Origin of the sequence: Burkholderia latens, assembly GCF_001718795.1 — a bacterium.
GTDB classification, from domain to species: domain Bacteria; phylum Pseudomonadota; class Gammaproteobacteria; order Burkholderiales; family Burkholderiaceae; genus Burkholderia; species Burkholderia latens_A.
The window spans coordinates 2,058,092-2,076,244 of record NZ_CP013435.1 but is presented as its reverse complement, the minus strand read 5'-3'; the positions used below and the strand labels follow the sequence as shown (position 1 = coordinate 2,076,244).

At 66.8% G+C, this 18,153-nt stretch carries 17 protein-coding genes; 12 read left to right on the top strand and 5 right to left on the bottom strand.

Annotated elements, in window-relative coordinates:
- Window positions 1-112: 112 nt before the first annotated feature.
- Window positions 113-928 (bottom strand): pyruvate, water dikinase regulatory protein, encoded by an 816-nt coding sequence (ppsR, locus tag WK25_RS09660; RefSeq protein WP_040144980.1) that lies wholly within the window; start codon window positions 926-928, stop codon window positions 113-115.
- A gap of 375 nt (window positions 929-1,303) precedes the next feature.
- Here ppsR and ppsA point away from each other — a divergent pair, with 375 nt between their 5' ends.
- The 3 genes from ppsA (at window position 1,304) to WK25_RS09645 (ending at window position 5,317) form a co-directional block, all read left to right on the top strand.
- A complete protein-coding gene (gene ppsA / locus WK25_RS09655) occupies window positions 1,304-3,703 on the top strand; it encodes a phosphoenolpyruvate synthase (RefSeq protein WP_040144473.1) in 2,400 nt (799 codons plus the stop codon).
- A 210-nt stretch (window positions 3,704-3,913) separates the two neighbouring features.
- Entirely contained in the window at window positions 3,914-4,348 is a 435-nt protein-coding gene (locus WK25_RS09650) for an NfeD family protein (protein WP_040144472.1), read from the top strand.
- Window positions 4,349-4,381: 33 nt separating this feature from the next.
- Window positions 4,382-5,317, top strand: a complete 936-nt coding sequence (locus WK25_RS09645; RefSeq protein WP_059547730.1) for an SPFH domain-containing protein — start codon at window positions 4,382-4,384, stop codon at window positions 5,315-5,317.
- Between the two features lie 249 nt (window positions 5,318-5,566).
- Here the strand turns inward: WK25_RS09645 and smpB are convergent, their stop codons facing one another.
- Window positions 5,567-6,013 (bottom strand): SsrA-binding protein SmpB, encoded by a 447-nt coding sequence (gene smpB / locus WK25_RS09640; RefSeq protein ID WP_006478511.1) that lies wholly within the window; start codon window positions 6,011-6,013, stop codon window positions 5,567-5,569.
- Between the two features lie 99 nt (window positions 6,014-6,112).
- Here smpB and WK25_RS09635 point away from each other — a divergent pair, with 99 nt between their 5' ends.
- Together WK25_RS09635 and WK25_RS09630 are read left to right on the top strand one after the other, a co-directional pair.
- A complete protein-coding gene (locus WK25_RS09635) occupies window positions 6,113-6,550 on the top strand; it encodes a type II toxin-antitoxin system RatA family toxin (RefSeq protein ID WP_040144470.1) in 438 nt (145 codons plus the stop codon).
- 4 nt (window positions 6,551-6,554) lie between these two features.
- The gene (locus tag WK25_RS09630; RefSeq protein ID WP_040144469.1) at window positions 6,555-6,878 is read left to right on the top strand and encodes an RnfH family protein; all 324 of its coding nucleotides are present in this window, start codon (window positions 6,555-6,557) and stop codon (window positions 6,876-6,878) included.
- Window positions 6,879-6,938: 60 nt separating this feature from the next.
- Here WK25_RS09630 and WK25_RS09625 read toward each other — a convergent pair whose 3' ends face one another.
- The 3 genes from WK25_RS09625 to WK25_RS09615 form a co-directional block, all read right to left on the bottom strand.
- Entirely contained in the window at window positions 6,939-7,904 is a 966-nt protein-coding gene (locus tag WK25_RS09625) for a DMT family transporter (protein ID WP_069241506.1), read from the bottom strand.
- A gap of 171 nt (window positions 7,905-8,075) precedes the next feature.
- Window positions 8,076-8,732 (bottom strand): glutamine cyclotransferase, encoded by a 657-nt coding sequence (locus WK25_RS09620; protein ID WP_069241505.1) that lies wholly within the window; start codon window positions 8,730-8,732, stop codon window positions 8,076-8,078.
- A 30-nt stretch (window positions 8,733-8,762) separates the two neighbouring features.
- Window positions 8,763-9,983: a DNA-binding protein gene (locus WK25_RS09615; RefSeq protein ID WP_069241504.1), complete on the bottom strand. Its 1,221-nt coding sequence runs from the start codon at window positions 9,981-9,983 to the stop codon at window positions 8,763-8,765.
- A 113-nt stretch (window positions 9,984-10,096) separates the two neighbouring features.
- Here WK25_RS09615 and WK25_RS09610 point away from each other — a divergent pair, with 113 nt between their 5' ends.
- The 7 genes from WK25_RS09610 (at window position 10,097) to WK25_RS09580 (ending at window position 18,057) form a co-directional block, all read left to right on the top strand.
- The gene (locus tag WK25_RS09610; RefSeq protein WP_069241503.1) at window positions 10,097-10,861 is read left to right on the top strand and encodes a DUF899 domain-containing protein; all 765 of its coding nucleotides are present in this window, start codon (window positions 10,097-10,099) and stop codon (window positions 10,859-10,861) included.
- Between the two features lie 31 nt (window positions 10,862-10,892).
- The gene (locus WK25_RS09605) at window positions 10,893-11,741 is read left to right on the top strand and encodes a DUF2182 domain-containing protein (RefSeq protein WP_069241970.1); all 849 of its coding nucleotides are present in this window, start codon (window positions 10,893-10,895) and stop codon (window positions 11,739-11,741) included.
- 284 nt (window positions 11,742-12,025) lie between these two features.
- Complete coding sequence (guaB, locus tag WK25_RS09600) at window positions 12,026-13,486, top strand: IMP dehydrogenase (RefSeq protein WP_034207642.1); 1,461 nt, start codon at window positions 12,026-12,028, stop codon at window positions 13,484-13,486.
- 6 nt (window positions 13,487-13,492) lie between these two features.
- The gene (locus WK25_RS09595; protein ID WP_069241502.1) at window positions 13,493-14,098 is read left to right on the top strand and encodes a hypothetical protein; all 606 of its coding nucleotides are present in this window, start codon (window positions 13,493-13,495) and stop codon (window positions 14,096-14,098) included.
- A 106-nt stretch (window positions 14,099-14,204) separates the two neighbouring features.
- Complete coding sequence (gene guaA, locus WK25_RS09590; protein ID WP_040144462.1) at window positions 14,205-15,824, top strand: glutamine-hydrolyzing GMP synthase; 1,620 nt, start codon at window positions 14,205-14,207, stop codon at window positions 15,822-15,824.
- A 154-nt stretch (window positions 15,825-15,978) separates the two neighbouring features.
- Window positions 15,979-16,587 carry a 2'-5' RNA ligase family protein gene (locus tag WK25_RS09585; protein ID WP_069241501.1) on the top strand — a complete coding sequence of 203 codons (609 nt, stop codon included), beginning with the start codon at window positions 15,979-15,981 and terminating at the stop codon, window positions 16,585-16,587.
- A 252-nt stretch (window positions 16,588-16,839) separates the two neighbouring features.
- Complete coding sequence (locus WK25_RS09580) at window positions 16,840-18,057, top strand: MFS transporter (protein ID WP_059547716.1); 1,218 nt, start codon at window positions 16,840-16,842, stop codon at window positions 18,055-18,057.
- Window positions 18,058-18,153: the final 96 nt, after the last annotated feature.

The window sequence follows — 18,153 nt, the reverse complement described above, 5'->3', positions numbered from 1 at the left end:
CGGAGTGGCGGCGCGCACTGCGTGTCCGCCGATCTGCCCGTACGATAAAAAAGGCCGCGTTCGACGCGGCCTTTTTGCTGCCAGCGGCCTCGCAGCCGCGCCGTCGCGCGCGTCAGTACGACTGCCGGTCGAGACGGATTTCCTGCAGGATCGTCGTCGCGATCTCCTCGATCGATTTGTGCGTCGACGACAGCCACTTGATCCCTTCGCGGCGCATCATCGCCTCGGCTTCGTTGATCTCGTATCGGCAATTCTCGAGCGCCGCGTACTTGCTCCCGGGGCGGCGCTCGTTGCGGATCTCGGACAACCGCTGCGGGTCGATCGACAGCCCGAACAGCTTCTCGCTGTATGGCGACAGCGCCGACGGCAGCTTGCCGCGCTCGAAGTCTTCCGGAATCAGCGGATAGTTTGCCGCCTTCACGCCGTACTGCATCGCGAGATACAGGCTCGTCGGCGTCTTGCCGCTACGCGACACGCCGACCAGGATCACGTCCGCTTCCGACAGGTTGCGGTTCGACTGGCCGTCGTCGTGCGCGAGCGAGAAGTTGATCGCCTCGATCCGAGTTTTGTATTCCTCGGTATCGGCGTTCTGGTGGCCGCGGCCCATCGCGTGGCTCGACTTCAGTTCCAGTTCCTGCTCGAGCGGCTCGACGAAGCGCTGGAACATGTCGAGCACCAGCGCGTTCGAGCGCTTGACGATGTCGTTCGATTCGCTGTCGACGAGCGTCGTGAACACGATCGCGCGGCGGCCGTCATGCACCGCGGCCTCGTTGATCTTCTCGACCGTCGCGAAGGCCTTGTCGAGCGAGTCGACGAACGGCACGCGCACGAGGCGGAACTTCTGGTCGAACTGGGAGAGGATCGAGTGCGCGAAGGTTTCGGCAGTGATCCCGGTGCCGTCGGAGACGATGAAAACGGTAGGCAGCATGAACAGGGCGTCGAACGTGAAGGGCGGTTGCGCGGCGCGCTGGAGGTTCGCCTCCACACGCAGTGACAAGGTCGCGCCACATCCGGCAGCCGGCACGGTAGAATAGCGGCAACCTGTTGGATAAGCAATTGCGGGAGCGCGGTGCGAACGGCACCTTCGGCTTGTCGCCATTGAACGAAAACTCCCGGCAAGTTCGGCGATTCATCTGAATATATCGCCCTTCTGCCGGGATTTTTTCAAATCGGGTCGGAAGCTTTTCAGCTGCTGCGATTGTTTCTCCAACAGGTTGCGCAAGACGCGCCGCGCCTTTTTGCAAGCGCCCGCGTTCGAGCCCACTTGCGCAATCGAGCATTTTTTTCACACTTAGGGGCTTGTATGACTAACGCAGCAAACGTCGCAAAGGACCAGGCGTATGTAATCCCGTTCGAGCAGTTGCGGATGACCGATGTGGAGATCGTGGGCGGCAAGAATGCGTCGCTCGGCGAGATGATCAGCCAGCTTTCCGAGGCAGGCGTTCGTGTACCCACCGGTTTCGCCACAACCGCGCTCGCATTCCGCGATTTCCTGAAGCACAACGATCTGACCGATCGCATCGCGAAGCGTCTCGAGTCGCTCGACATCGACGACGTGAAGGCGCTCGCCGAAGCCGGTGCCGAAATCCGTAAATGGATCGTCGACGCGCCGCTGCAGGCACGCCTCGAGCAGGAAATCCGCGCACAGTTCGAAATCCTGAAGAGCGGCTCGCCGAGCGAGCTGTCGTTCGCCGTTCGCTCGTCCGCAACCGCGGAAGACTTGCCCGACGCGTCGTTCGCCGGCCAGCAGGAGTCGTATCTGAACGTCGTCGGCATCGAAGACGTGCTCGACCGCATGAAGCACGTGTTCGCGTCGCTGTACAACGACCGTGCGATCTCCTATCGCGTGCACAAGGGCTTCACGCACGCCGAGGTCGCGCTGTCGGCCGGCGTGCAGCGCATGGTGCGCTCGGACGTCGGCGCGGCCGGCGTGATGTTCACGATCGACACCGAATCGGGCTTCAAGGACGCCGTGTTCATCACGTCGAGCTACGGCTTGGGCGAGACCGTCGTGCAGGGCGCGGTGAACCCGGACGAGTTCTACGTGTTCAAGACGACGCTCGCGCAGGACAAGTACCCGATCATCCGCCGTTCGATCGGCTCGAAGCTGATCAAGATGGAATTCACGCAGCCGGGCGAGCCGGGCCGCGTGAAGACGGTCGACGTGCCGCACGAGCAGCGCAACCGCTATTCGATCACCGACGACGACGTGATCGAGCTCGCGAAGTACGCGGTCATCATCGAGAAGCACTACCAGCGTCCGATGGACATCGAGTGGGGCAAGGACGGCCGCGACGGCAAGATCTTCATCCTGCAGGCGCGTCCGGAAACGGTGAAGAGCCAGGCGAGCGGCAAGGCCGAGCAGCGCTTCAAGCTGAAGGGCCAGTCGCAGGTGCTGGCGACGGGCCGCGCGATCGGCCAGAAGATCGGCGCGGGCCCCGTGCGCGTGATCCAGGATCCGTCGGAAATGGAACGCGTGCAGCCGGGCGACGTGCTGGTGGCCGACATGACCGACCCGAACTGGGAGCCGGTGATGAAGCGTGCGTCGGCGATCGTCACGAACCGTGGCGGGCGCACCTGCCACGCGGCGATCATCGCGCGTGAGCTTGGCGTGCCGGCGGTGGTCGGCTGCGGCGACGCGACCGACGTGCTGAAGGACGGCGCGCTCGTCACCGTATCGTGCGCGGAAGGCGACGAAGGCAAGATCTACGACGGGCTGCTCGAGACGGAAGTCACCGAGGTGCAGCGCGGCGAACTGCCGGAAATCCCGGTCAAGATCATGATGAACGTCGGCAACCCGCAGCTCGCGTTCGACTTCTCGCAGTTGCCGAACGCCGGTGTCGGCCTCGCGCGTCTCGAGTTCATCATCAACAACAACATCGGCGTCCACCCGAAGGCGATCCTCGAATATCCGAACATCGACCAGGATCTGAAGAAGGCGGTCGAGAGCGTTGCGCGCGGTCATGCGTCGCCGCGTCAGTTCTACGTCGACAAGCTGACCGAAGGCGTCGCGACGATCGCCGCCGCGTTCTATCCGAAGCCCGTAATTGTGCGCCTGTCCGACTTCAAGTCGAACGAGTACAAGAAGCTGATCGGCGGTTCGCGCTACGAGCCGGACGAGGAAAACCCGATGCTGGGCTTCCGCGGCGCATCGCGCTACATCGCCGAAGACTTCGCGCAGGCGTTCGAGATGGAGTGCCGTGCACTGAAGCGCGTGCGCGACGACATGGGCCTGACCAACGTCGAGATCATGGTGCCGTTCGTGCGGACCGTGAAGCAGGCGGAGCGCGTCGTCGGTCTGCTCGAGAAGTTCGGCCTGAAGCGCGGCGAAAACGGCCTGCGCCTCGTGATGATGTGTGAAGTCCCGACCAACGCGATCCTCGCCGAAGCGTTCCTCGAGCACTTTGACGGTTTCTCGATCGGTTCGAACGACCTTACGCAGCTCACGCTCGGCCTCGACCGCGACTCGGGCATGGAGCTGCTGGCCGTCGACTTCGACGAACGCGACCCGGCCGTGAAGTTCCTGCTCAAGCGGGCAATCGACACCTGCCGGAAAATGGGCAAGTACGTCGGTATCTGCGGCCAGGGCCCGTCCGATCACCCGGACTTCGCGCAATGGCTGACCGACGAAGGCATCGTATCGATCTCGCTGAACCCGGACACGATCATCGACACGTGGCAGGCGCTCGCCAACCGCAAGTAACGATCGGTCATCCAGCTTCGACGAAAGGGCGGCTCGCCGCGCTTTCGTTGAAGGCAAAATGCAAGGTTCATGCTATAAACACCCCGGTAAGCACCGGGGTGTTTTTTTTCGTCGGTCCGTGGGAGGCCGCGTCGCGAGCATCGACCGCTGCGCACAGCGGCGAGCGCGGCGAATATAGTGAGCGTCGAGGACGTTCTTCTGGAGACCACAATGATGTCGGGGCATTTGTTCTGGTGGGTCGGGGTCGGCGTGCTGGTCGTCGCCGAATTGCTGACTGGCACGTTCTATTTGCTGATGATCGCGCTCGGCTTTCTCGCAGGCGGCGTGTTGCAGCTCGCGGGCGTCGCGCCGCACGTGCAGATCGGCGCGGCCGCAGCGGTCGCGATCGTCGCGATGATCGTGCTGCGCCGTTCAGGGCTCGGGCGCAAGCAGAAGCGCGACACGTCGACGAATCCGGACGTCAATCTCGATATCGGCGCGACCGTCACGGTCGATGCGTGGCACGACGGCCGTGCGCGCGTGCAGTATCGCGGCGCCGACTGGGACGTCGAACTCGCGACCGGCGAGCGCGTCGATGCGCGCGTGTATCAGGTGCGTGCCGTTCGCGGCAACTGTCTCGTCGTCGTCGCGAAACCCGCGGGCTGATCGTCCACCGATAAAACAAGGAGGGAATATTTCATGGATTCGCTGATCGTCTGGATCGTCCTGCTCGTCATCGCCATCGTGATCGTGTCGAAGACGGTGAAGATCGTGCCGCAGCAGCATGCATGGGTGCTCGAACGCTTCGGGCGCTATCACGCGACGCTGTCGCCGGGGCTGAACATCGTGCTGCCGTTCGTCGACCGGATCGCGTACCGGCACGTGCTGAAGGAAATTCCGCTCGACGTGCCGAGCCAGGTCTGCATCACGCGCGACAACACGCAGCTGCAGGTCGACGGCGTGCTGTATTTTCAGGTGACCGATCCGATGAAGGCGTCGTACGGGTCGAGCAATTTCGTGCTCGCAATCACGCAGCTCGCGCAAACGACGCTGCGCTCGGTGGTCGGCAAGCTCGAGCTCGACAAGACCTTCGAGGAGCGTGACTTCATCAACCACAACATCGTTTCGGCGCTCGACCAGGCCGCCGCGAACTGGGGCGTGAAGGTGCTGCGCTACGAGATCAAGGACCTGACGCCGCCGAAGGAGATCCTGCATGCGATGCAGGCGCAGATCACCGCCGAGCGGGAAAAGCGTGCGCTGATCGCCGCGTCGGAAGGCCGCAAGCAGGAGCAGATCAACCTCGCATCGGGTGCGCGCGAGGCGGCGATCCAGAAGTCCGAGGGCGAGCGGCAGGCCGCGATCAATCAGGCCCAGGGCGAGGCGGCTGCGATTCTCGCGGTGGCTGAAGCGAACGCGCAGGCGATCCAGAAGATCGCAAACGCGATTCAGTCGCAGGGCGGGATGGACGCGGTGAACCTGAAGGTCGCCGAGCAATATGTCGGCGCGTTCTCGAATCTCGCGAAACAGGGCAACACGCTGATCGTGCCGGCGAACCTGTCGGACCTCGGCACCGCGATCGCGTCGGCGCTGACGATCGTCAAGAACGCGGCGCCGGCCGCGGGCGCGAAGGGCTGAATGCGGCGTACTGGTCGGCATCCTCGCGGTGGCGGCGCGGACTGGCGGTGCAGCGGCGCCGCGCCCGGCATGCGTCGAATCGTCGCGTGCCTCGGCATGAGCGCCAGTTGCATTGCCACAAGTGCGCGACGCAGACGCGCATTCGTGGCGGCGGAGAGGGACGATCCGCGTGACGCTCGCATGCATCGCACAAAGCAATACGGCCCGCTCGAAGCGGGCCGTATTGCTTTGTGATGAGGATCGTGCGTGTCAGGTGCCGGCGCGCATGATCCGCGCCTTTTCGCGTTCCCAGTCGCGCTTCTTCTCGGTTTCGCGCTTGTCGTGCAGCTTCTTGCCCTTCGCGAGCGCGATGTCGCATTTCACGCGGCCGCCCTTGTAGTGGAAGTTCAGCGGTACTAGCGTGTAGCCGCGCTGCTCGACCTTGCCGATCAGCTTCTTGATTTCCTCGCGATGCAGCAGCAGCTTGCGCGTGCGCACCGGGTCGGGCTTGATGTGCGTCGAGGCTTCGGGCAGCGGGCTGATGTGGGTGCCGATCAGGAAGATCTCGGCGTTTTTCACCACGACGTAGCCTTCCTTGATCTGGCCGCGCCCGGCGCGCAGCGCCTTGACTTCCCAGCCCTCAAGCACGAGCCCCGCCTCGTAGCGTTCCTCGATGTGATAATCGAAGTGCGCTTTCCTGTTGTCGATGATGCTCATGAAAGGATCGGGCCAACTCGTTTAAAATCACGATTTTAGCAAAGCGGGGCGGGAATCGCCCGGCTTGGCGTTCCCACCTCAAGCGATGCCGCGCGATTTATGGCAGATGTCCAGAAAACCGTATTGATCCGTCATTCGGCGGAACAGATGTTCGACCTCGTCACCGACGTGGCCGACTACCCCAATTTCCTGCCCTGGTGCGGCGGCGTCGAGATTCGACGTCAGGACGACAGCGGGATGGAAGCGCGCATCGACATCAACTTCAAGGGCATCAAGCAGCATTTCGCGACGCGCAACATCCAGCAGCGTCCGACGCGGATCGACATGGAGTTCGCGGACGGCCCGTTCAAGAAGTTCACGGGCTCGTGGCGCTTCATCCCGCTGCGCGCCGATGCATGCAAGATCGAGTTCGCGCTGCACTACGAGTTCTCGAGCATCCTGCTCGAGAAAATCATCGGGCCGGTGTTCAGCCACATCGCGAACACGTTCGTCGATTCGTTCGTGAAGCGCGCCGATCAGCGCTACGGAAAGGGGTGACGCGATGTTGTCGATCGAAGTCTGCTATGCGCTGCCGGATCGCCAGACGCTGATTCCGGTGTCGCTGCCCGAAGGCGCGACCGTGCGCGCGGCCATCGACGCTAGCGGCGTGCTCGCGCTGCACCCGGAGATCGATCTCGCGCACGTGAAGACGGGCGTATTCGGCAAGCTCGCGCCGCTCGACGCGCCGCTTGCCGACCACGACCGCGTCGAGATCTATCGTCCGTTGATCGTCGATCCGAAGCTCGCGCGCCAGCGGCGCGTCGACAAGACCCGCCGCGAAGGCTCCATCGAGGGCCGCAAGTGGATGCACAAGGACGCGCGCTGACGCGTCGCGCCCGCGCCGCACGACCTGATCCGTTCCGATTCGTCAGACCGCGCGCCCGCGCTAGTGGGCCGTGACGTTCGCGTTCGCGGGCGCGTCGCTGCGCGTGTCGCCGTGGCGGCGCACCGACCCGTAGACGCCCGCGAGCAGCAGCGCGAGCGCCGCGATCTCCAGCATCCGGGGCATCCGATGATCGTAGACGAACGCGTAGAGCATCGCGAACACGGTCTCGAACACGATCAGTTGGCCCGACAACGTCAGCGGCAGCCGCTTCGATGCCGCATTCCACAGCCCATTGCCGAGCCACGACGCGCCGACCGCGAGCCCGAGGTTCAGCAGCCAGAACAACTGCCACCGCGATGCGGGCACGGCCGCCTGCAGCGTGCCGGCCGGCAGCGCGAGGATGACGAGCCAGCACATGCCGCCGATCGCGCCGGTCACGACACCCCACAGCACCGACCACTCGTTGCCGCCGAAATGGTGATGGCGTTGCAGGTAGCGCGCGTTCGCGACTGCGTACCAGGTCCAGCTTGCGAGCGCGCCGCACGCGCACGCGACGCCCGCGAGCTTCTGGCCGAGCGTCGTCGCGTGCGCGGCTTCCGATGTGAACAGATCGACGTTGATGCACGCGATGCCGGCGATCACCAGCGCGAGCGGGGCGGCGAGGCGCCGCAGCGGCACTGCGCCGTGGTCGCCCAGGCCCACGAGCGTGACGGTCACGGGCAGCACGCCGACGATCAGCGAACTCGGCCCAATGCCGACCAGATGCACCGCAGCGGACAGCAACATGTAGTACGCGACGTTGCCGATCAGCGCGAGCCGCGCGAGTGCGACGAGATCCTCGCGGGTCAGCCGCGCGAGCAGCGAGCGCGCGGCGGGCAGTGCCGCGGCCAGCGACACGAGGCCGTACATCGCATAGCGGCCGGCGCTCAGCAGCAGCGGCGAGAAATCGGTCAACAGCCGCGGCACGAGAAAGACCATCCCCCACAACGCGCCCGCAAGGACGCCATACACCACACCGCGCTGCATCGACCGCTCCAAACAAATGACTGACGAGCGCGCATCTTAGCGACGGCGGCGGGCTCACGTCTTGTTCATTCCTGCACTCGAAGCGGGTCGCGTTCGATCGGGCTGGGCTGATGGCGCCGTCGCGATTCAGTTTCGCTATCGGCTGGAAGCCCCCTGTCGACGATTGGCGGCTCAGCGCTCGGCCGTCGTCCGCGCTCGCGCAGGGCGGCGGACCGCGCGCAGCTTGCCGCTGTTGCCGCCACCGCAGTAGAACGTGTCGCGGCCGTCGGATTCCAGCCCTGACACGCCGACACCGGCCGGCATGTCGAGCTGTTCGAGCACGTCGCCGGTGTGCGGGTCGATCCGCCGCAGTTCGCTTTCATCCGCTTCCCATGTGCCGTGCCACAGTTCGCCGTCGACCCACGTGACGCCGGTGACGAAGCGGTTCGATTCGATCGTGCGCAGCACGGCGCCCGATTGCGGGTCCACCTGATAAATCTTGCGCTCGCGGTACTGGCCGACCCACAGCGTGCCCTCGGCCCACGCGAGGCCGGAATCGCCGCCGCTGCCGGGTGCGGGGATCGTCGCGAGCACGCGTCCGGAGTCGGGATCGATCGTCTCGATCCGGTCCTCGACGATCTGATACAGATGACGCCCGTCGAACGCGGTGCCCGCGTGCGCGGCGACGTCGAGCGTGCGCACGGTCGCGCCGCGTTCGGGATCGAGCGCGTTCAGCTTGTCGCCGGACGCAAACCATACGTGCGTGCCGTCGAACGTGACGCCGTGCACGCCGTTGCCGCCTGGAAACGGGCCGTATTCGCGAAGGATGTCTGCGGTGGAGCGTTTCATGTTTGTCACCTCGTCGTGGGTGTACCCATCCTAATCGCCGGGCAGCGGTGCGGGGAGTAACAAGGTCGTCGCGAATCCGGGCAGCGGCGGGGTCATCCAGCGGCGCGCGCGGCCGCGTCCGAGCGCTTGCACCTTGTTCGCGCCGGCGAGCGCGTCGAGTGCGCGCTGCACGGTGCGCTGGCTCGCGCCGAGCGCGAGCGCCAGTGCGGAGCTCGACCACGCCTCGCCGTCCGCGAGCAGCGCCAGTACCGCGGCGTGACGATCGTCGACCGGGCGCGCGAGCACGACGGCTTCGCGCAGGCCGAGCGGCTCGAGCGCGAAGCCGCCGGGCGTCGCGGTGATGTTCGCGAGCGGCCGCACCATCGCGCGCAAGCGGCCGATCTCGACGCGCAGCCGCGCGCGATGCGATTCGTCCGCATGCTTCGCGCGAAACGCGGCGGCGACCAGCGCGCTTCGCGACACGTCGCCGGGCCACGCCTCGCCGAGCATGCGCGCGAGTATGAACAGCACCGGGCGGCGCGCGAGCGACACGGTCGTGCGCGCGTCGCGCACCGCGTGACGGCATGCGTCGACGATCAGCGCGTTCGACGCCAGCAGCGCCTCGACGTCGTCGAGCAACACAAGCCGCGACGTGCCGCGCGCGATCAGTCGCGCCGCCGGTGTATCGAGCACGCGCGCGGCCGTCTCGACTTCGGCCGTCAGTGCGGCGATGCCGGCGTCCCGTGCGGCTGCGCGGGCGCGGACGAGGGCCAAGCGCGCTGCGTGCGGGCGGATGCGGCGCATCGCGATTCCGGCGGCGATCAGCTCGTGCGCCGCGCGCGATGTGGCAGGCAGCGGCGCGGGATCGAGGCTCGCAAGCCGCTGCTCGGCCTCGTCGAGATGCCCGATCAACAACATTCGGCGCACGCCGAGATAGCGCGCATGCGCGGCGTTCGCGCGGTCGCCGTGCGCGTCGAGCGTCGCGCATGCGGCATCGAGCGCCCGCGACGGCCAGCCGAGATCGCGCGACGCCAGCGCGATCTCGGCTTCCGCGACCACACAGCGCGCCCGCGCGACGGCTTCCTTCGCGCCGAATGCGCGCGCCGCGCCGCGCACGAGCGTCCGTGCGCGCTCGAAGTCGCCAAGTTGCGCCATCGCGATGCCGCGCAACGCAAGCGCCGGTGCGTCGTTGCGCAGCGCGACGCGGTTCAGTGCACCGAGCGGGTCGCCCGCCGCGAGCGCCCGCGCGGCGGCCGTGATCAGCGAATCCATCCGAATCCCGACACAGTTGTCACTCCCTTCGGTTCGATGCCCGGCCCTAATCTAGCACCACGCACACGGCGGATGTGCCGTGCCCGAATCCCTGTCCGAAGGAGGACCTCGCAATGACGAACCATCTCACCGGAACACGCGACGAGTGGCTCGCGGCGCGCCGCGCGCTGCTCGATGCAGAAAAGAACTTGACGCGGCAGAGCGACGAGCTCGCGCGACGCCGGCAGGCGTTGCCGTGGGTTCGTGTCGACAAGATTTACCGGTTCGAGACCGAGAACGGCGTCGCGACGCTCGGCGATCTGTTCGAGGGCCGCTCGCAACTGCTCGTCTATCACTTCATGTTCGGCCCCGATTACAAGGCCGGTTGCCCGTCGTGCTCGGCGCTCGCCGACGGCTTCGACGGGTTTGCGGTGCATCTGGCGAACCACGACGTGACGCTCGCGGCGGTGTCGCGCGCGCCGCTCGCGAAGCTCGTCGCCTACCGGCAGCGAATGGGGTGGCGCTTTCCATGGGTGTCATCGGACGGCGGCGAATTCAACTTCGACTTCAACGTGTCGTTCACCGAAGCGCAGCAGCGCGCGGGCGACGTCGAGTACAACTATGCACGCGCCGGCCACGCGATGGACATGGAGCCGCCGCCTGCCGCCGTCGCGCAGTTCGCGGCGACCTGCGGCACCGACGCCGCCACGTATGCACGCGACCGGCCGGGAATGAGCGCGTTCGTGCGCGAGGACGGTGTCGTCTATCACACGTATTCGACGTACGCGCGCGGGCTCGACGGGCTCTGGGGGATGTATCAGTGGCTCGACCGCGCGCCGCTCGGGCGCAACGAAACGGGTGTGTGGTGGCGTCGCCATGACGAGTACGCGCGCGGCTGAGCGCAAGCCGGCCGCCGGCGGGGAGCGGGCGATGAGGACGGCGACAGACGTGGACGATGAAGCCGTCGCGAAAGCGGCAGACTGCAGTGCTACGGGCGGCGGCCGGCGGTCGTTCGGCGCCGTGCTCGGTGCGGTGTTCGCCGCCGCCGTTTGGGCGATGCTTGCGCAGCACGCTTCGATGGGCGCGCTGGCCGGAGTGCCGATGGCGGACGGCCGGACGCTGTCGGCCGGTTGGCTCACGCCATGTGGATGGCGGCCGGCACACGCATTCTTCGCATTTGCCGGCATGTGGGGCGCGATGGTCGTGACGATGATGCTGCCGGTGCTGGCGCCGGTGCTCTGGCGATATCGGCAGCGTATCGGCGTATTGAGCGGCGCGCACGCGGCATGGCGGGTCGCGGTCGTGGGCGTCGGCTATTTCTCCGTATGGATGGCGTTCGGCGCGTTGCTGTTTCCGGCCGGCACGGCGTTGGCGGCCGCGGCGGCCCGGTCGCCCGCACTGGCGGCCGCGATCCCGGTTGCCGCTGGCGCCGTCGTGTTCGGTGCGGGCGTGCTGCAGTTTTCCGGCTGGAAGATGCGGCGGCTGGCTTGCTGCCGGCACGCAGGTGGCGAACGGTGCGTGCGGCGGCCGGAGCTTGCAGCCGCGAGCGCGTGGTGGCACGGCGTGCGCGCCGCGCTGTGGTGTGCCGCCTGCTGCGGGAACCTGATGGCCGTCTCGCTGGCGGCCGGCATGACGGATCTGTGCGTGATGGCGATCGTGACCGTGGCGATTGCAGCTGAACGGCTGCCGGGCGGCGAACGCGTCGCGCGGATCGTAGGGGGCGTCGCGATCGGCGCCGGCGCGGTCATGACCGCGTGCGCGGCGGCTGCGGCGATCTAGCGCGGCTGGGACCGCAGGCGTGCGCGGCGCGGTGCCGATGCCGCAGACGGTGTTGTGGTGCCACGACACGCGGGCGGCGCCGATCCCGGCCGATTCCAGCCGATTTCGCCCGGTTGCGCGAATGGGGCGATGGCGGCGTGAAACGAAAGGCGATCGAAAACGATCCGAACGGCGATCCGAACGATTCGGCCCCTCTACGCGCGGAGACGTCTAACCCGTTGTTCGTGTTGTGAAAATTCGCGGCGCTTCGCGTATAATTCGCTTTTGCGCCCATAGGATTTGCCATGCGTCTGATCCAAAAAGCACTCACTTTCGATGACGTGCTCCTCGTTCCCGCCTTCTCCGACGTTCTCCCGCGCGACACCAGCCTGAAAACCAAGCTGACCCGCAACATCTCCCTGAACATGCCGCTCGTGTCCGCCGCGATGGACACGGTCACCGAAGGTCGCCTCGCGATCGCGATGGCGCAGCAGGGTGGGGTGGGCATCGTCCACAAGAACCTCACGCCGGCCGAGCAGGCCCGCGAGGTCGCGAAGGTCAAGCGTTTCGAATCGGGTGTCGTGCGCGACCCGATCACGGTTCCGCCGCAGATGAAGGTGCGCGACGTGATCGCGCTGTCGCGCCAGCATGGCATCTCGGGTTTCCCGGTCGTCGAAGGCCCGCAGCTCGTCGGCATCGTCACGAACCGCGACCTGCGCTTCGAGACGCGCCTCGATGAACCGGTCAAGTCGATCATGACGCCGCGCGAGCGTCTCGTTACGGTCAAGGAAGGCACGCCGCTCGCCGAAGCGAAAGCGCTGATGCACAGCCACCGCCTCGAGCGCGTGCTGGTCGTCAACGACGCGTTCGAACTGCGCGGCCTGATGACCGTCAAGGACATCACGAAGCAGACCGAACATCCGGATGCGTGCAAGGACGAACACGGCAAGCTGCGCGCGGGCGCCGCCGTCGGTGTCGGTCCGGACAACGAAGAGCGTGTCGAGCTGCTGGTGCAGGCCGGCGTCGACGTGATCGTCGTGGATACCGCGCACGGCCACAGCAAGGGCGTGCTCGAGCGCGTACGCTGGGTCAAGCAGAACTTCCCGCACGTCGAGGTGATCGGCGGCAACATAGCGACGGCCGCGGCCGCGAAGGCGCTCGTGGAATACGGCGCGGACGCGGTCAAGGTCGGCATCGGCCCGGGCTCGATCTGCACGACGCGGATCGTCGCGGGCGTCGGCGTGCCGCAGATCAGCGCGATCGCGAACGTCGCGGAAGCGCTGAAGGGCACCGGCGTGCCGTGCATCGCCGACGGCGGCGTGCGCTTCTCGGGCGACGTGTCGAAGGCGCTCGCGGCCGGCGCGAACGCGGTGATGATGGGCAGCATGTTCGCGGGCACCGAAGAGGCGCCGGGCGACGTGTTCCTGTACCAGGGCCGCCAGTACAAGTCGTACCGCGGCATGGGTTCGGTCGGTGCGATGAAGGACGGCGCGGCGGACCGCTACTTCCAGGACAACTCGGCGAACATCGACAAGCTCGTGCCGGAAGGCATCGAAGGCCGCGTCGCGTACAAGGGCTCGGTCAACGCGATCCTGTTCCAGCTGGTCGGCGGCGTGCGGGCGAGCATGGGCTACTGCGGCTGCCGCACGATCGACGAGCTGCACGAGAAAGCCGAATTCGTTCAGATCACTGCGGCGGGCATGCGCGAGTCGCACGTGCACGACGTGCAGATCACGAAGGAAGCGCCGAACTACCACGTGGACTGATCGCCGATGAAACCGCTGTTGCGCGCCGTGCTGATCGTCGATGCCGTGCTGTTGCTGGCGTTCGGCGTGCTGTTCGTGCTGACGCCGTGGCAGGCGCTGTTCGACGCGCTGCGGCTCGCGAACATCCAGCCGGCGATGCTCGGCCAGGCGTTCGGCATTGCGCTGCTCGGGCTCGCGTGGCTCGCGTTCCATGCGGCGGTCAACGGCGACCTCACGGCGCCCGTCGCGCGCGCGGTCGGCCATGTGAACTGGCTGATCGGCGTACTGACGGTCGTATGGTCGCTCGGCACCGGCAACGGCCCCGCGCTCGCGGCCGCCGGCCGCGTGCTGTCGGCGATGGCGGGCATCGTGCTGATCGTGCTCGGGCTCGGCGGCGTGCGGCTCGCATCGGCCGTGCGGCGGCGCGAGCGGGCGGAACGCGCACAGGCGCTCGAGATTCGGGACGCGAAGCGTCCGGCCGAGCCGGTGCCGTCCGCAGCGCGGCCGCAGCGGGTCGAGCCGGCGGTCGGCCGTCCGGCGCCGGCCGCGCCGGCCACGGCAGCTCCGTCGGCAGCATCCGACCGAGCGTCAGGCAGCGTTGCGTTCGACGCGCGCCCGCCGTCGCAGGATTGACCGGCATGCGTCGCGCGAGCCGCCTGCCGCGCGCCGCCGCTGTCCATGCTTTTGACGCAGCGCTTCGTGCGCTGCTTTTCTTATCATCTTCATCCCGTCCGCAGCCATGCACGACAAAATCCTGATTCTCGACTTCGGTTCGCAAGTCACCCAACTGATCGCGCGCCGCGTGCGCGAAGCGCACGTCTACTGCGAAATCCATCCGAACGACGTGTCCGACGAGTTCGTCCGCGAGTTCGCGCCGAAGGCGGTGATCCTGTCGGGCAGCCACGCAAGCACGTACGAAGACCACCAATTGCGCGCGCCGCAGGCCGTGTGGGATCTCGGCGTGCCGGTGCTCGGCATTTGCTACGGCATGCAGACGATGGCGGTTCAGCTCGGCGGCAAGGTCGAGTGGAGCGATCACCGCGAATTCGGCTATGCGGAAATGCGTGCGCACGGCCATACGCGCCTGCTTGACGGCATCGAGGATTTCAAGACCGCCGAAGGCCACGGCATGCTCAAGGTGTGGATGAGCCACGGCGACAAGGTTGCCGAGCTGCCGCCGGGCTTCGCGCTGATGGCGTCGACGCCGAGCTGCCCGATCGCCGGCATGGCCGACGAGGCGCGCGGCTACTACGCGGTGCAGTTCCACCCGGAAGTCACGCACACGGTGAAGGGCCGCCAGATCATCGAACGCTTCGTGCTGCAGATCGCAGGCGCGAAGCCCGACTGGATCATGAAGAACCACATCGAGGAAGCCGTCGCGAAGATTCGCGAACAGGTCGGTGACGAGGAAGTGATTCTCGGCCTGTCGGGCGGCGTCGATTCGAGCGTGGCGGCTGCGCTGATCCATCGCGCGATCGGCGACCAGCTGACCTGCGTGTTCGTCGACCACGGCCTGCTGCGCCTGAACGAAGGCAAGATGGTGCTCGACATGTTCGAGGGCCGCCTGCATGCGAAAGTCGTGCACGTCGACGCATCCGAGCAGTTCCTCGGCCATCTGGCCGGCGTGACCGATCCCGAGCAGAAGCGCAAGATCATCGGCCGCGAGTTCGTCGAGGTGTTCCAGGCCGAGGCGAAGAAGCTGTCGAAGGCGAAGTGGCTCGCGCAGGGCACGATCTATCCGGACGTGGTCGAGTCGGGCGGCACGAAGACGAAGAAGGCGACGACGATCAAGAGCCACCACAACGTCGGCGGCCTGCCGGAAACGCTCGGTCTGAAGCTGCTGGAGCCGCTGCGCGACCTGTTCAAGGACGAAGTGCGCGAACTGGGCGTCGCGCTCGGCTTGCCGCCGGAGATGGTGTACCGCCATCCGTTCCCGGGCCCGGGCCTCGGCGTGCGGATTCTCGGCGAAGTGAAGCGTGAATACGCGGACCTGCTGCGCCGTGCGGATGCGATCTTCATCGAAGAGCTGCGCGGCACGACCGCTACCGCGCAAGACGCGGCGGCGGGCCTGTGCGGCGAAGCCGACGTCGGCAAGACGTGGTACGACCTGACGAGCCAGGCGTTCGCGGTATTCCTGCCGGTGAAATCGGTCGGCGTGATGGGCGATGGCCGCACGTACGACTACGTGACGTCGCTGCGTGCGGTGCAGACCACCGACTTCATGACCGCGCACTGGGCGCACCTGCCGTACGCGCTGCTCGGCCGGGCGTCGAACCGGATCATCAACGAAGTGCGCGGCATCAACCGGGTCGTGTACGACATTTCGGGCAAGCCGCCGGCGACGATCGAGTGGGAATGATCCGGCGCCGAGCCGCGCACCGGTAGGCGGTCGCGGCGTCGAACGCTGCAAACGCCCGGCAGGGAAACCTGCCGGGCGTTTTTTTGCGCGATGCGCAGATTCGTCCGATTAATCATAATGAACGTTCGTTCATCGGCGTATTCACCATGCTGCCGTGATTCAGCTGACCCTTCCCGGCCTTGATGTGCCGCCTCCCGTTGCCGAGCACCGCTTTTTCTTCGCGGCGATGCCGGACCCGGACACTGCCGTGCGGCTCGTCGGCATCGCGCAGCGGCTCCATGGCGAGAATGCGGGCACGCGCGGGCTGCTGCACGCCGGGCGGCTGCACGTGACGCTGTATTCGCTCGGCGATTTTGCTCGTCTGCCGGGCGCCACGCTCGCCCGCGCGTGCGCCGCGGCTCGCCGAATCGATGCGCGGTCGTTCCGCGTCACCTTCGATCAGTTAGTCAGTTTCAACGGACGGCCCGGGCATTGCCCGCTGGTGCTGACGGGCGACGCGGGGCTCGACCAATTGGTTGCGTTTCGGCAACGGCTTCGCGGCGCGCTCGGCGAAGCGGGGCTGCGCGTGTCGCGCGCGCGTTTCACGCCTCACGTGACGTTGCTGTACGGGCAGCGACGGCTCGGCCGCTACAGGATTGAGCCCATTTCCTGGATCGTGTCCGAATTCGTACTGATCCAGAGCTGGCTCGGCCGAACCCGCTACGACATCGTCGAGCGCTGGCCGTTGGCGGGTGCGGGGTCGTCGCGGTCATCGCCGGATTGATGCCGCGCTTTCGCATCGTTGCGGGAATCACTGCGGCGCCGGCTCCCGAGAAGCCGGCGAGAGCCCGTCGATCTGCCGGTTGTCGGCCGCACCGATGGGGCGACGAGCGGATTTTTGCGTCGGCGCACGCCGAGCGTGTCGATTTTTCGACATGTGGTGCGTCGTATCGGTATCGACGGCAGATTGCGAACCGAGCGCAATTCGCCCTTTCGTCATCCAGCCCGCGGCAGACCGGGAGAAAGGAGATGCCAGATGCGTGATTCCCGCTACCGTTGGGTGATCGTCGCCGCGGGCGGCGTGCTGAGCTGCGTCGCGATCGGTGCGATGTTTTCGCTGCCCGTGTTTCTGCGGGCCATCGCACGCGACACCGGCTGGTCGATGACCGGCATCTCCGCCGCAATGACGCTCGGCTTCGTCGCGATGGCGTTCGCGAGCATCGGCTGGGGCAGCCTGTCGGACCGGATCGGCACGCGCGCGGTGGTCATCACGGGCGCCGTGCTGCTGTCGGCGAGCCTGGCGCTCGCGAGCCGCGCGCCATCGCTGCTCGCGTTCCAGCTGATGTTCGGGCTGGCCGTCGGCAGCGCAACGGCAGCGATCTTCGCGCCGATGATGGCGTGCGTGACCGGCTGGTTCGACACGCACCGCAGCCTCGCGGTATCGCTCGTGTCGGCGGGTATGGGGATGGCGCCGATGACGATGTCGCCGCTCGCCGCGTGGCTCGTGTCGGCGCACGGCTGGCGCACGTCGATGCTGCTGATCGCCGTGCTGGCAGCGGTTGTGATGATTCCTGCATCGTTGCTCGTGCGGCGCGCGCCCGCGCTGGATACGGCGCACGCCGAACCGGCGAACGCAGGCGGGCCGGCGGCCGTGCCGCTGTCGGCAGGCGCCGCGCTGCGCTCGCCGCAGTTCATCGTTTTGCTGCTCACCAACTTTTTCTGCTGCGCGACGCACTCGGGCCCGATTTTCCACACGGTCAGCTACGCCGTCAGCTGCGGGATTCCGCTGATCGCCGCGGTGTCGATCTACAGCGTCGAGGGGCTCGCCGGCATGGGCGGGCGGATCGCATTCGGGCTGCTGGGCGACCGCGTTGGCGCGAAGCGCATGCTGGTCGCCGGACTGCTCGCGCAGGCGCTGGGCGCGCTCGGCTACTACTTCGTACGCACGCTCGACGGCTTCTACGCGGTCGCGACGCTGTTCGGCTTCATCTATGCGGGCGTGATGCCCCTCTACGCGGTGCTCGCGCGCGAGAATTTCCCGCTGCGGATGATGGGCACCGTGATCGGCGGGTGCGCGATGGCCGGCAGCCTCGGGATGGCGGCGGGGCCGGTCGCGGGCGGGCTGATCGTCGATGCACTCGGCAGCTACGGCTGGCTTTACGTCGGATCGTTCGCGATCGGTGTCGGCGCATGCGGCGTGGCGACGATGTTCCGGCCGTTCCCGCGCGAGCGCCGGCGGCCCGTTGCCGCGTGATCGGGCCGTGGTGAGCGACGAGTTCCGCGGGATGACGACCGCCGGTCCGGCATGACGAAAATAAAAATATCGCGCCCGACATCGCGCGCATGCGCG

What these genes read in the sequence shown, in the direction of transcription:
- smpB (WP_006478511.1), bottom strand. Translation starts at nt 6,013, where the DNA reads ATGAGCATCATCGACAACAGGAAAGCGCACTTCGATTATCACATCGAG.
- WK25_RS09635 (WP_040144470.1), top strand. Translation starts at nt 6,113, where the DNA reads ATGGCAGATGTCCAGAAAACCGTATTGATCCGTCATTCGGCGGAACAG.
- ppsA (WP_040144473.1), top strand. Translation starts at nt 1,304, where the DNA reads ATGACTAACGCAGCAAACGTCGCAAAGGACCAGGCGTATGTAATCCCG.
- WK25_RS09605 (WP_069241970.1), top strand. Translation starts at nt 10,893, where the DNA reads ATGAGGACGGCGACAGACGTGGACGATGAAGCCGTCGCGAAAGCGGCA.
- guaB (WP_034207642.1), top strand. Translation starts at nt 12,026, where the DNA reads ATGCGTCTGATCCAAAAAGCACTCACTTTCGATGACGTGCTCCTCGTT.
- ppsR (WP_040144980.1), bottom strand. Translation starts at nt 928, where the DNA reads ATGCTGCCTACCGTTTTCATCGTCTCCGACGGCACCGGGATCACTGCC.
- WK25_RS09580 (WP_059547716.1), top strand. Translation starts at nt 16,840, where the DNA reads ATGCGTGATTCCCGCTACCGTTGGGTGATCGTCGCCGCGGGCGGCGTG.
- WK25_RS09650 (WP_040144472.1), top strand. Translation starts at nt 3,914, where the DNA reads ATGATGTCGGGGCATTTGTTCTGGTGGGTCGGGGTCGGCGTGCTGGTC.
- WK25_RS09595 (WP_069241502.1), top strand. Translation starts at nt 13,493, where the DNA reads ATGAAACCGCTGTTGCGCGCCGTGCTGATCGTCGATGCCGTGCTGTTG.
- WK25_RS09610 (WP_069241503.1), top strand. Translation starts at nt 10,097, where the DNA reads ATGACGAACCATCTCACCGGAACACGCGACGAGTGGCTCGCGGCGCGC.
- WK25_RS09645 (WP_059547730.1), top strand. Translation starts at nt 4,382, where the DNA reads ATGGATTCGCTGATCGTCTGGATCGTCCTGCTCGTCATCGCCATCGTG.
- WK25_RS09630 (WP_040144469.1), top strand. Translation starts at nt 6,555, where the DNA reads ATGTTGTCGATCGAAGTCTGCTATGCGCTGCCGGATCGCCAGACGCTG.
- WK25_RS09615 (WP_069241504.1), bottom strand. Translation starts at nt 9,983, where the DNA reads ATGGATTCGCTGATCACGGCCGCCGCGCGGGCGCTCGCGGCGGGCGAC.
- guaA (WP_040144462.1), top strand. Translation starts at nt 14,205, where the DNA reads ATGCACGACAAAATCCTGATTCTCGACTTCGGTTCGCAAGTCACCCAA.
- WK25_RS09625 (WP_069241506.1), bottom strand. Translation starts at nt 7,904, where the DNA reads ATGCAGCGCGGTGTGGTGTATGGCGTCCTTGCGGGCGCGTTGTGGGGG.
- WK25_RS09620 (WP_069241505.1), bottom strand. Translation starts at nt 8,732, where the DNA reads ATGAAACGCTCCACCGCAGACATCCTTCGCGAATACGGCCCGTTTCCA.